General features: G+C 70.3%; 12 protein-coding genes. 10 read left to right on the top strand and 2 right to left on the bottom strand.

Features of this window, described 5'->3' with window-relative positions:
- The first annotated feature begins 49 nt into the window (after positions 1-49).
- The 6 genes from leuC to HDC37_RS10030 all read left to right on the top strand — a co-directional run bounded on the left by leuC (position 50) and on the right by HDC37_RS10030 (position 6,539).
- Positions 50-1,564, top strand: coding sequence for a 3-isopropylmalate dehydratase large subunit (gene leuC / locus HDC37_RS10055; RefSeq protein ID WP_179560268.1), 1,515 nt, complete (start codon positions 50-52; stop codon positions 1,562-1,564).
- Position 1,565: 1 nt separating this feature from the next.
- Positions 1,566-2,186 (top strand): 3-isopropylmalate dehydratase small subunit, encoded by a 621-nt coding sequence (leuD, locus tag HDC37_RS10050; RefSeq protein ID WP_179560267.1) that lies wholly within the window; start codon positions 1,566-1,568, stop codon positions 2,184-2,186.
- 72 nt (positions 2,187-2,258) lie between these two features.
- On the top strand, positions 2,259-3,641 hold the full coding sequence (gene murA / locus HDC37_RS10045; RefSeq protein ID WP_179560266.1) for a UDP-N-acetylglucosamine 1-carboxyvinyltransferase: 1,383 nt from the start codon (positions 2,259-2,261) through the stop codon (positions 3,639-3,641).
- A 4-nt stretch (positions 3,642-3,645) separates the two neighbouring features.
- The gene (locus HDC37_RS10040) at positions 3,646-4,422 is read left to right on the top strand and encodes a lysophospholipid acyltransferase family protein (protein ID WP_308472168.1); all 777 of its coding nucleotides are present in this window, start codon (positions 3,646-3,648) and stop codon (positions 4,420-4,422) included.
- Positions 4,412-5,551, top strand: coding sequence for an NAD(P)H-dependent glycerol-3-phosphate dehydrogenase (locus HDC37_RS10035; protein WP_179560265.1), 1,140 nt, complete (start codon positions 4,412-4,414; stop codon positions 5,549-5,551). The genes HDC37_RS10040 and HDC37_RS10035 overlap by 11 nt, the downstream gene beginning before the upstream one ends.
- A complete protein-coding gene (locus HDC37_RS10030; RefSeq protein WP_179560264.1) occupies positions 5,451-6,539 on the top strand; it encodes a D-alanine--D-alanine ligase family protein in 1,089 nt (362 codons plus the stop codon). The genes HDC37_RS10035 and HDC37_RS10030 overlap by 101 nt, the downstream gene beginning before the upstream one ends.
- A gap of 6 nt (positions 6,540-6,545) precedes the next feature.
- On the opposite strand, the gene HDC37_RS10025 is transcribed toward HDC37_RS10030, so the two are convergent.
- On the bottom strand, positions 6,546-7,022 hold the full coding sequence (locus tag HDC37_RS10025; protein WP_179560263.1) for a DUF3515 family protein: 477 nt from the start codon (positions 7,020-7,022) through the stop codon (positions 6,546-6,548).
- Positions 7,023-7,064: 42 nt separating this feature from the next.
- On the opposite strand from HDC37_RS10025, the gene thiL reads away from it, so the two are divergent.
- The gene (gene thiL / locus HDC37_RS10020; protein WP_308472167.1) at positions 7,065-8,045 is read left to right on the top strand and encodes a thiamine-phosphate kinase; all 981 of its coding nucleotides are present in this window, start codon (positions 7,065-7,067) and stop codon (positions 8,043-8,045) included.
- 2 nt (positions 8,046-8,047) lie between these two features.
- Here the strand turns inward: thiL and rsmD are convergent, their stop codons facing one another.
- Positions 8,048-8,620 carry a 16S rRNA (guanine(966)-N(2))-methyltransferase RsmD gene (gene rsmD, locus HDC37_RS10015; RefSeq protein WP_179560261.1) on the bottom strand — a complete coding sequence of 191 codons (573 nt, stop codon included), beginning with the start codon at positions 8,618-8,620 and terminating at the stop codon, positions 8,048-8,050.
- A gap of 121 nt (positions 8,621-8,741) precedes the next feature.
- Here rsmD and HDC37_RS10010 point away from each other — a divergent pair, with 121 nt between their 5' ends.
- From HDC37_RS10010 to coaD, 3 genes are all read left to right on the top strand, one after another.
- Entirely contained in the window at positions 8,742-9,332 is a 591-nt protein-coding gene (locus HDC37_RS10010) for a hypothetical protein (RefSeq protein WP_179560260.1), read from the top strand.
- A 53-nt stretch (positions 9,333-9,385) separates the two neighbouring features.
- On the top strand, positions 9,386-11,590 hold the full coding sequence (locus HDC37_RS10005) for an ATP-dependent DNA helicase RecG (RefSeq protein ID WP_179560259.1): 2,205 nt from the start codon (positions 9,386-9,388) through the stop codon (positions 11,588-11,590).
- A 74-nt stretch (positions 11,591-11,664) separates the two neighbouring features.
- Positions 11,665-12,162, top strand: coding sequence for a pantetheine-phosphate adenylyltransferase (gene coaD, locus HDC37_RS10000; protein WP_179560258.1), 498 nt, complete (start codon positions 11,665-11,667; stop codon positions 12,160-12,162).
- Positions 12,163-12,177 lie beyond the last annotated feature (15 nt).

Below are 12,177 nucleotides of genomic sequence, written 5' to 3'. Positions count from 1 at the left end.
TCGTCGCGGAGTTCGTCGCGGGCTTGACCCCTTTCCCGAGGAGAACGCAATGAGCACGTCCGATATCGATACACCGACCGTCGGTACCGTCACGATCCCCGACCGTCCCCGCACCCTCGCCGAGAAGGTGTGGGAGGACCACGTCGTGGTCAAGGGACAGAACGGCGAGCCGGATCTCATCTACATCGACCTGCACCTTGTGCACGAGGTCACGAGCCCGCAGGCGTTCGACGGCCTGCGCGCCGAGGGACGCCCCGTGCGGCGGCTCGACCTGACGATCGCGACGGAGGATCACAACACCCCGACGATCGACATCGACAAGCCGATCGCCGATCTCACCAGCCGCACGCAGATCGACACCCTGCGCCGCAACGCCGCGGAGTTCGGCGTGCGGCTCCACCCGCTCGGCGACAAGGAGCAGGGCATCGTCCACGTCGTCGGGCCCCAGCTCGGGCTCACGATGCCCGGGATCACGGTCGTGTGCGGTGATTCGCACACCTCCACCCACGGCGCGTTCGGCGCGATGGCCTTCGGGATCGGCACGAGCGAGGTCGAGCATGTCCTGGCCACCCAGACCCTGCCGCTGAAGCCCTTCAAGACGATGGCGATCACCGTGGAGGGCGAGCTCAAGCCCGGCGTGACCGCGAAAGACATCATCCTCGCGGTCATCGCGAAGATCGGCACGAACGGCGGCCAGGGCTACGTCCTGGAGTACCGCGGGTCGGCGATCCGGTCGCTGTCGATGGAGGGGCGCATGACGATCTGCAACATGTCCATCGAGGCGGGAGCGCGCGCGGGGATGGTCGCCCCGGACGAGACGACCTTCGCGTATGTGAAGGACAAGCCCCACGCCCCGCAGGGGCGGGACTGGGAGGACGCCGTCGCCTACTGGCGGACGCTCCCGAGCGACGAAGGCGCGGTCTACGACGCCGAGGTGTTCCTCGACGCCGACGCGCTCGAGCCGTTCGTGACCTGGGGCACGAACCCCGGCCAGGGGGTTTCGCTCTCCGACGTCGTGCCCTCGCCCGACGACTTCGCCGACCCCAATGAGCGGGCCGCGGCCGAGCGGGCGCTGGAGTACATGGCGCTCGAGCCCGGTACGCGGCTGAAGGACGTGCCGGTGGATGCCGTCTTCATGGGCTCGTGCACGAACAGCCGCATCGAAGACCTCCGAGCCTTCGCGTCAATCGTGAAGGGCCGCAAGAAGGCCGACGGTGTGCGGGTGATGGTGGTGCCGGGCTCTGCCCGCGTGCGGCTGGAGGCCGAAGCCGAGGGGCTGGACAGGATCTTCACCGAATTCGGCGCGGAGTGGCGCTTCGCCGGATGCTCGATGTGCCTGGGGATGAATCCCGACCAGCTGGCGCCCGGAGAACGCTGCGCATCGACGTCGAATCGGAACTTCGAGGGGCGCCAGGGCAAGGGAGGACGAACCCACCTCGTCTCGCCGCTCGTCGCCGCCGCCACGGCTGTGCGCGGAACGCTGTCCAGCCCGAGCGACCTGACCGACGCCGACGTCGCGTCCGGCTCGCCGGGCATCGACACCCTGACCGGGGTGGAGGCCTGACATGGAGAAGTTCACCACCCACACCGGCATCGTCGCGCCGCTGAAGCGCTCCGCCGTCGACACCGACCAGATCATCCCCGCGGTGTATCTCAAGCGCGTCACCAAGACCGGCTTCGAAGACGCGCTCTTCGCCAACTGGCGGCAAGACCCCGACTTCGTGCTGAATCAATCGGTGTTCCAAGGCGCGTCGATCCTCGTGGCCGGACCCGACTTCGGCACCGGCTCCAGCCGCGAGCACGCCGTCTGGGCATTGCGCGACTTCGGGTTCTCGGTGATCCTCAGCCCGAAGTTCGCCGACATCTTCCGCGGCAACGCCGGCAAGCAGGGGCTGCTGACCGCAGCGATCTCGGAGGACGACCTGCACCGCATCTGGGAGGCCGTCGACGCGCGGCCCGGGCTGACGATGACGGTCGACCTCGTCGAGCGTGTTGCCATCCTCGGCGACGCCGCAGCCGGCGGCACCGAGCCCCTCCAGGTGCCTTTCGAGATCGACGATTACACTAGGTGGCGGCTTCTCGAGGGGCTCGATGACATCGGGCTCACGCTGCGCAGCGCAGATCAGATCGCGCAGTTCGAGGCCCGCCGGGAGGCGTGGCGCCCGCGGACACTCCCCGTCCGGTAAGCCGGGATGACGGCTCACGACGCCGTTCATCCCTCGCCACACCCTCGATGACACCGAAGTGAGGACCACCGGATGAAGACCCTTCTCAGCGATGCGGGATCCCCCACGGGGGAGCAGGAGATCGCCGTGACCGAAGCGACCGGGGAGATCCTCAGCATTCGCGGCGGACGACCGCTGCGCGGCCGGGTCGACGTGAAGGGGGCCAAGAACCTCGCCACCAAGGCGATGGTCGCCGCCCTCCTCGGTGACAGCGTGAGCGTCCTGCGCGACGTCCCGGACATCAGCGACGTGAAGGTCGTCCGATCCCTTCTGGAGGCGCACGGTGTGCGCGTGGATGACGGGGAGGAGGCCGGCACCCTGCATTTCGACCCCCGCGAAGCGGTGTCCGCGCACATGGAGGAGATCGACGCCCACGCCGGTGCGTCCCGCATCCCGATCCTGTTCTGCGGTCCTCTTCTGCACCTGCTCGGTCAGGCCTTCATCCCCGACCTCGGCGGTTGCCGCATCGGCGATCGGCCGATCAACTTCCACCTTGACGCGCTTCGCAATTTCGGCGCGGTCGTGGAGAAGCTGCCGAGCGGAATCCGTCTGTCGGCGCCGGACGGGCTGCACGGGGCCAACATCGAGCTGCCCTACCCGAGCGTGGGAGCCACAGAGCAGGTGCTGCTCACGGCGGTCCGCGCGCGCGGCGTGACGGAGCTGCGCAACGCCGCAATCGAGCCGGAGATCATGGATCTCATCGCGGTGCTGCAGAAGATGGGCGCGATCATCTCCTACGAGCCCAATCGCGTCATCCTGATCGAAGGCGTCCCCAACCTCAGCGGCTACGACCACCGGTGCATCTTCGACCGCAACGAGGCCGCGTCGTGGGCGTGCGCGGCCCTGGCCACCGACGGCGACATCTTCGTCTCCGGTGCACGTCAGCAGGAGATGCTCACGTTCCTCAACGTGTTCCGCAAGGCGGGCGGGTCCTTCGACGTCCGCGAGGACGGCATCCGGTTCCGCCGCGGCGAGGCGCTCCGACCGGTCATGGTCGAGACGGACGTCCACCCGGGGTTCATGACGGACTGGCAGCAGCCGCTGATCGTCGCCCTCACCCAGGCCGAGGGGCAGTCCGTCGTCCACGAGACGGTGTACGAGAACCGGTTGGGGTTCACCGCGGCGCTGAACAAGATGGGCGCCGACATCGAGGTGCACGCGCAGGGACTGGACATGCCGGGCCGCCGCGTGCCGCGTCGCGCCCTCGAGCAGGCCGCCGTCATCAACGGTCCCACTCCGCTGCACGGCGCCGACGTCGTCGTCCCCGACCTCCGCGGCGGATACAGCTATGTGATCGCGGCCCTGGCGGCGGAAGGCGAATCGACGGTCCGCAACGTCGGGATCATCCGGCGGGGCTACGAGAAGTTCTTCGCCAAGCTCGACGCCCTCGGCGCCGACTTCCGCGTCATCGGGTGACCCGGTGAGCACTCCTACCCCGCGGCCCCCGGGATCCGGCGCCGACGAGAAACGACGTCCAAGCGTCTTCTGGGCACTCGCCGCCGTCATCGTCCCTGCGATGGGACTGCTCGCGCGCGTCGAGGTCGAGGGGGGCGAGAACCTTCCGCGCGACGGTGCCTATGTGCTCGCCCCCAATCACTGCAGCGAGATCGATCCGCTGGTCGTCGCTGTCGCCGTGTGGCGTGTGGGACGGGCCCCGCGATTCATGGCCAAGGAGAGTCTGTTCCGTGTGCCTGTCCTCGGGGCCGCACTGCGGGCGACCGGGATGGTCCCCGTCGCCCGGTCCTCATCGGCAGGCGGTGCGCGCCAGACCATCGAAAGCTCCCGCATCCTCGTCGAGCACGGCAGAGGCGTGATCGTGTACCCGGAGGGATCGCTCACCCGCGACCCCGACATGTGGCCGATGCGCGGCAAGACCGGTGCCGTGCGTCTGGCGCTGGCCGGCGGCATCCCGCTCATCCCGATGGCCCACTGGGGAGCACAGGAGATCCTCCCGCGCTACGGAAAGCTCCGGCTCTGGCCGCCTCGCCGCCGCGTGCGCGTCGTGTTCGGCGAGCCGATCGACCTCTCGGCCTACTCGGCCACCCAGACGCAGCCGTCGACCCTCGTCGCGGCGACCGACGTGCTGATGGGCCGGATCGCCGAGCTGCTCTCGGGCCTGCGGGGCGTGCCCGCACCTGCGGAGAGATGGAACCCGTCCGCGCACGGGCAGAAGGAGACGGGGCGTCTTGAGCCGTAGGCACGACGCCGATCGTCCGCGGGTCGCGGTCGTGGGTGCCGGGAGCTGGGGCACCACGTTCGGAAAGATCCTCGCCGACGGCGGAGCGAACGTCATGATGTGGGCGCGGCGTCCGGAGCTGGCCCACGAGATCAACGAGGCCAAGCGCAACAGCCAGTACCTCCCGGGTATCAACCTGCCGCGCACCATGATGGCGACCCCCCACCTCTCCGAGGCGCTGCACGGTGCCGAGCAGATCTTCCTGTCGGTGCCGAGCCAGGCGCTTCGTGAGAACCTCAAAGCCGTACGTCCGCTGATCTCCTCCGGCGACGCGCCCGTCGTCTCGCTCATGAAGGGCGTCGAGCGACGCACGGGGCTGCGGATGAGCCAGGTGATCCAGCAGGAGCTGCACTGCGACCCGGCCCGCATCGCCGTGGCATCCGGCCCCAATCTGGCCCTCGAGATCGCCCGCGAGCAGCCGACGGCCGCCGTGATCTCCTCCCTCAGCCAGGAGACCGCCGACGCCGTCGCGCGGCGTGCGCGCAACGGGTACTTCCGGTCGTTCGTGAACACCGACGTCATCGGGACCGAGTTCGGCGGGGTGCTGAAGAATCTCATCGCCGTCGCGATCGGGATCGTCGACGGCGTGGGGTACGGCGAGAACACCAAGGCGTCGATCATCACCCGCGGCCTCGTGGAGATGACCGACTTCGCCGTCGCACAGGGTGCGCACCCCGAGACGCTCCAGGGACTGGCGGGCCTGGGCGACCTCATCGCGACGTGCCAGTCGCCGCTCAGCCGCAACAACACCGCCGGGCGCCTCCTGGGGCAGGGGTACAGCTTCCAGGACGTGGTCAAGCAGATGGAGCAGACCGCGGAGGGTCTGGCCTCGGTCGCGCCCATTCTCCAGCTCGCCCGCGAAGCCGACGTCGACATGCCGATCGTCGAGCAGGTCAAGCGGGTGCTCGACGGCACGATGGATCCGCGCGAGATCGCACCGCACCTGACGACCGATGACGATGACGAACCCCAAGGGGAGAGGACCAGGAATGGACAAGCCCGCGGTGGTGGTGCTGTTTGGCGGTCGATCCAGCGAGCACTCGATCAGCTCCGCCACGGCGGGGGGAGTGCTGCGGGCGATCGACCGTGACCGCTACCGGGTGATCCCGGTGGGGATCACCCGGTCGGGAGCCTTCGTGCTCGAGGTCGACGATCCCGATCGTTTCGCCCTGGACGCCGAGCGACTTCCCGAGGTCATCGACAACGGCACGCGCGTGCTGTGGCCCGAGGCCGGTGGCGACCGACGGCTCCGGGTTCGACGCGCCGACGGCACCGTCGACGACCTCGGCGGCGTCGACGTCGTTCTGCCGATCCTGCACGGCGTCCACGGCGAGGACGGCACGGTGCAGGGCTTCCTCGACACGCTCGGCCTGCGCTACGCGGGAGGTGGCGTGCTGGATTCGGCCCTGTGCATGGACAAGCACTTCATGAAGGTCGTGCTGCAGGCCGCGGGGATCCCGGTGGCGCCCTGGGCGACCGTCACTCTCGCCCGATGGGAGCGCGAAGAGCAGGCGGTGCGCGCGGAGGCGGCGGCTCTGGGCTATCCGGTCTTCGTCAAGCCCGCACGGGCGGGTTCGAGCGTCGGCGTGTCGAAAGTCAGGGATGACGCGGAGCTGGCGTCAGCGCTCGGGAAGGCCTTCGCCGAGGACGACAAAGTTCTCATCGAAGTCGCCATCGTCGGACGCGAGATCGAAGTGGCGATCCTCGAGGGGCGTCGCGGCGCGGCGCCGCGCGCCTCGCTGCCCGGCGAGATCGTGCTCACCACGCGGGAGTTCTACGACTTCGAGGGCAAGTACCTCGGCGGTGACGGAGCCGAGGCCGTGTGCCCCGCCGCGCTCGCGGAGGAGGAGATCCGTGCCGTCCAGGATCTCGGGGTGCGGGCTTTCGAGGCGGTCGGCGGACGCGGGCTCGCGCGCGTGGACTTCTTCCTCGGCCCCGAGGGCCTGTCTGTCAACGAGCTGAACACCATGCCGGGGTTCACGCCGATCTCGATGTTCCCCAAGTGCTGGATCGCCTCGGGGATGACCTACCCGGAGCTGATCGGCGAGCTCGTCGACACCGCGCTCGAACGCGGCTGAGCGGCGTCAGTCCAGGAGCGTCTCGGTCGAGGTGCACTCGGATTCGCGGGGGAGCTGCGACACGATCGGTCCGAGGGTGGAGAGCACCTCATTGGGGGAGACGACGCTGTTGTCGGCGTACACCTCGACCGCCGGCGACCGCCCGTAGCTGCGGATGAGATAGCGGGGCGGATCGCTCTCGTCGACGATCCAGTCCACCCCGCCGATGGTGATGCAGCGCGCCTCGGTGGGGCCCGGGGGCTCCACGCCGCAGGTGAGGATGACGGAGGCCGGGGTGCCCCACGCGCCGGTCGCCTGGGCGTCGGTCCACCGCCGTTCCTGCCCGTCCACCTCTGCGGGAAGTCGGACCGTGATCTCCGCGCACAGCGGGTCGTCGGCGTTGTCCGCGGGGGGAACGGAGACGGTTGCCGCGCACGAGGTCAGCGTCAGCACAGCGCCGACGACGAGCCCGGCGAGAACGTGACGATGACGGGCGAGGCGCACTCCTCCAGGCTAACCCGCGTCGCCGGTGGGTACGGTGAGAGGGTGAGTACCCCGGACCCCGTCGTCGGCGACCTGACCGAGGGCGAGATCCTCGCCGGGATCCTCGATCGCCTCGCGCCGTCGAGAGCGCTCCTCGGCCCGGGTGACGACGCAGCCGTCCTCGCCGTGCCGGGCGGCCGCATCGTCGCGAGCGTCGACACTCTGGTGCACGGGCCGGATTTCCGCCTCGCGTGGTCGTCGGCCACGGATCTGGGATGGAAGGCGGCCGCGGTGAACCTCGCCGACATCGCGGCGATGGGAGCGCGTCCCACTGCCCTTCTCGTGGCGCTGGCGATGCCCGACACCACCCCGGTCTCGTTCGTGCAGGGACTCGCTGACGGACTGCGATCCGCGTGCGACGAGCTGGCGCCCGGCGCCACCGTCGAAGGCGGAGACCTCACGGTGTCCGACACGCTGACGATCGCTGTCACCGCCCTGGGCGTGTTGGAGGGGGTCGAACCGGTGACCCGCAGCGGGGCGCAGCCCGGCGATGTCGTGGCCGTCTGCGGGGCGATGGGGGAGGCGGCCCGGGGCCTTTCCCTCCTCTTCGAGCGCTTCCGCGTGGACGGGCGGCCGGTGCCCGTCTCGGGTCTCAGCGAGGCCGATATCGCGCTCGTCGGCGCGCAGCTGCGCCCGCGCCCGCCGATCGCGTCCGGCGCGGTGGCGGCGGCGCATGGTGCCACGGCGATGATGGACGTCTCGGACGGGCTTGCCCTGGATGCCGGTCGCATCGCCCGTGCCTCGCGCGCGACGATCGAACTGCGGGCCGATGCGCTCGGAAAGGACCCGGCGACGGCGCTGGCGGGTGGCGAGGATCACGCCCTCCTCGCGACCTTCCCGGCCGCCCGGGGTCCCGCTCCCGGCTTCCGGCCCATCGGGGCCGTCCGCGCCCCGGGGGATCACCCGCTCCTCGTCGACGGGGAGCCCTACCGAGGGCGCAGCGGCTGGGACCCGTATCGCGACTGGGACTCCGCGTCGGGCTGACCTCAATCGCGGACGGCCCACCACAGGGCGGTGTCGCCGTAACGCCGGTGGCGATCGGCCCGGAGTCCCGTCGGCCACACCGGCGAGGCCGATCGGGCGCCGCGTTCGACGATCACGGTCGTCTGCGGCGACAGAGCGGGGACGAGCAGGTCCAGAACGGTGCGCAGTTCCGCGTCGGAGAGGTCGTAGGGCGGGTCGAGGAAGACCAGATCGAAGACGCCGACCGGCGCCGACTGCAGATACGTCTCGACACCGGCGCGGTGCACGGCCAGGCGCGCGGCGTCGGGAGAGCCGCGCAGCGCCGTCTGGACCCGGGAGACGTTCCTGCGGATGACGGTCACGGCCCGCGGCGACTTCTCCACGAGGTCGACCGTCGCCGCCCCGCGGCTGGCGGCTTCGAGCCCCAGCGCGCCGGACCCGGCGTAGAGATCGAGCACCCGGGCGCCGCGGAGGAGGTCGGCGGCATCCAGTGCGCCGAAGAGCGACTCACGGACCCGATCGCTCGTCGGCCGGGTCCCGGCATCGGGCACCGCAAGGCTGAGCGAGCCGGCTCGTCCGGAGATGATGCGGGTCACGCGCCTACGATACCGATCGCGACACGACGGTTCGCCTGCGGCCTCCTGCGGTGTGCTGTCCCTAGGATGGCGCGTGCCGGGGGGATTCCGCCGGTGTCCCGTCTCGCCTCAGGAGTCGTCGATGTCCACGCGCCACCGTTCCCTGACCGTGATCGCCGGGGCCGCGCTGGCTCTGGGCCTGCTGTCGGCATGCGCGCCGGAGCCTGCTCCGACGCCGACGGCCCCGACGCAGAGCACGGAGCCGAGCGCTTCGCCCACGGACTCCCCGAGCGAGTCGCCCAGCTCGTCGCCGACCTCCACCGCCTCGATCCCCACCGAGTGCACGGACCTCGGCAGCGAGGCATCCCGACAGGAGATGGTCGGCGATATGACGCTTCAAAGCGATGGGCAGGGCTTCGTCCGCCCGGCGCCGGAGGGAGCAACACTCGTCCTCGGCTGCGACTGGATCGTCGGCGACGCCACCGGCCTGCTCGTGCTCATCAGCACCGCCACCCCCGATGCGGTGACCGCGGCGGTCGCGACCCTCCCCGAGGAGGGGTACACCTGCCAGGTCGCCGACGATTTCGGTGCGCAGTTCTGCGAGCTTCCCGGGTCGGGCCCCGATACGGAGGAGTTCGTCGTGGCCCGCGATGACGTGTGGATCTACTACGCGCCGGTCAACCGCAACGGCCGCGCGTTCCTCTCCGACATCGCCTCGCAGATCTTCGGCTGAACCGGACCCGGTGAGGGAGGGTCGTTGTCGGCGACGCTCCCTACACTCGAGGTATGCCGCCCATCGCACTCGAATCGCGCCTTGACGCGGTCGTCGGCGACAAGACCGCGAAGCTCTTCGCGCGCGCGTTCGGGATCGGCACGGTCGAACATCTCCTGTCGCACTATCCGCGTCGATACGCCCTGCGCGGGGAGCTGACGCCGATCGCCTCGCTGCCCCTGGGCGAACCGGTCACGATCGTCGCGGAGGTGAAGAGCGTCACCGATCGCCCGATGCGCAATCGGCGCGGATCCCTCGTCGAGGCCAAGATCAGCGACGGCAACGGCACACTGACGCTGACCTTCTTCAATCAGAAATGGCGCCTCGGCGACCTCGCACCCGGCCGCCGCGGGATCTTCGCAGGGAAGGTCAGCGAGTACCGGGGCCAGTTCCAGCTCGCCCACCCGGTGTACGAGCTCTTCGACGACGAAGAGACCGCGCGGATGACCGCGGAGGCCACCGCCAACCTCCCGATCCCGATCTACCCCGCCACCGCGTCCGTGCCGAGCTTCCTCGTCGCCAAGACGGTCGGGACGGTGCTGGACGTCCTCGGTCCGTTCGATGACCCCGTGCCCGAGCCGCTCCGACGCGCACACGGACTTCTGGACGCGCGGACCGCGCTGGAGCGCATCCACCGGCCCGATTTCCTCGAACAGGTCGACGCGGCGCGCGAGACCCTCCGCATGCAGGAGGCGTTCGTGCTCCAGGCGGCGCTGTTCCAACAGCGGCAGTTCGTGCGCGCGATGTCCGCGACCGCGCGCCCCGCCGGCGACCTCCTCGAGCGCTTCGACGCCGGGCTGCCCTTCGCACTGACCAGCGATCAGTCAGCGGCGGGGGAGCAGATCGCACACGACCTCGTCGGCGGATGGCCGATGAACCGGCTCGTCCAGGGTGAAGTCGGTTCAGGGAAGACCCTCGTGGCACTGCGGGCGATGCTGCAGGTGGCGCAGTCGGGTGGCCAATCGGCCCTCATCGCACCCACCGAGGTGCTGGCGGCACAGCACGTTCGTTCGATCGCGCGGATGCTCGGACCGCTGCTCGCCCCCGAGCTCATGCCCACGCTGCTGACCGGGCAGCTCCCCGCCGCGGATCGACGCAAGGCCGCCCTGCGCGCCGCCTCGGGGCAGGCCCGCATCGTCGTCGGCACGCACGCCCTGCTCAGCGACTCGACGACATTCGCCGATCTCGGACTGGTCGTCATCGACGAGCAGCACCGCTTCGGGGTCGAGCAGCGGGAGGCCCTTCGCGCCAAGGGCACCGCGCCGCACGTGCTCGTGCTGACCGCGACACCCATTCCGCGCACCGTGGCGATGACGGTGTTCGGCGACCTGGACGTGTCGACGATCAGGTCCATGCCGGCCGGACGCGCGGGCATCACCACGCACGTCGCTCCGCTCGCCGAGCGGCCCGCATGGTTCGGACGGGTCTGGGCGCGCGTCGCCGAAGAGGTCGGCCAGGGCCGGCAGGCCTTCGTGGTGACCGCGGCGATCGACGCCGACGCCGATGTCGTGGACGACCAGGCGCCGATCCCCGACGGAGGCGACGACGACGCGCGTGCGGAGGAGAAGGTCGCCCCCCGCGTCCCGGGCAGCAGCGCCGGTCGCACCCACTGGGGCGTCGTGCAGGTCGTCGAGCTGCTGTCGCGTCACCCCGCCTTCACGGACATCCGGGTGGCGATGGTGCACGGCAAACTCCCGTCGGAGCAGAAGGACGACATCATGCAGTCCTTCGCGCGCGGCGAGATCGACGTCCTGGTGGCCACGACGGTCGTCGAGGTGGGGGTGGACGTCGCGAATGCGTCGACCATGGTGATTCTCGAAGCCGACCGTTTCGGGGTGTCTCAGCTGCACCAGCTGCGGGGACGGGTCGGACGTGGCGGCGTCCCGGGGCTCTGTCTGCTCGTGACCGAAGCCGAGCATGGCTCGCTCGCCCGTCAGCGCGTCGAGGCGGTCGCCGCCACCCTCGACGGCTTCGAGCTCGCCGAAGTCGACCTCGACCTCCGCGGAGAGGGTGATGTGCTCGGCGATCTCCAGTCTGGTGCGCGCTCATCGCTGCGCCTGCTGCGGGTGGCCCGCGACGCCGACCTCATCTCGGCGGCGCGCCGCGCCGCGGAGACGGTGATCTCGGAGGATCCGGCGCTGCTGCGGCATCCGGCCGTGTCCGCCGCGATCGAACGGCGGATCGGCAATGTCGAGCGCGCCGCGCTCGCCCGGACCTGAAGGGCGCCGCGGGCCGCGCGGGACGGCGCGGCTTGTGTCGAGGACCGAGTGCGGCCCGTCGATAGGGTGGTCGCATGAACAGCAGGATCGCCGTCGTTCCCGGATCGTTCGACCCGCCGACACTCGGGCACCTCGACGTGATCCGCCGCGCGGCGCGCCTGTACGACCAGCTGCACGTCCTCGTGGTGCACAACCCGGGCAAGGAGGCGATGCTCCCGATCGCGCAGCGCCTGTCCCTTCTCGAGCAGTCGGTGGCCGAGAGCGACATCGACAGCGAGGTGATCATCGCCTCCTGGAGCGTGGGACTGCTCGTGGACTACGCCGCCGACGTCGATGCCGGTGTGCTCGTCAAAGGGATCCGCTCCCAGATCGACGTGGCCTACGAGACCCCGATGGCGATCGTGAACCGCCACCTCGCCCACGTCGAGACCGTTTTCCTCCTCCCCGATCCCGCGCACGCCATGGTCTCGAGCTCCCTCGTCCGCCAGGTGGCCGCCCTCGGCGGTGACGTGTCGCCCTTCGTTCCGCCGGCCGTCGCACGATTCCTGGTCGCCCACGACCTGTCGGGCTGAGCCCCACGTCGCGGG

It is taken from the genome of Microbacterium sp. AK009, assembly GCF_013410955.1.
Lineage (GTDB): Bacteria > Actinomycetota > Actinomycetes > Actinomycetales > Microbacteriaceae > Microbacterium.
This window is presented reverse-complemented; position numbering and strand designations above follow the sequence as displayed.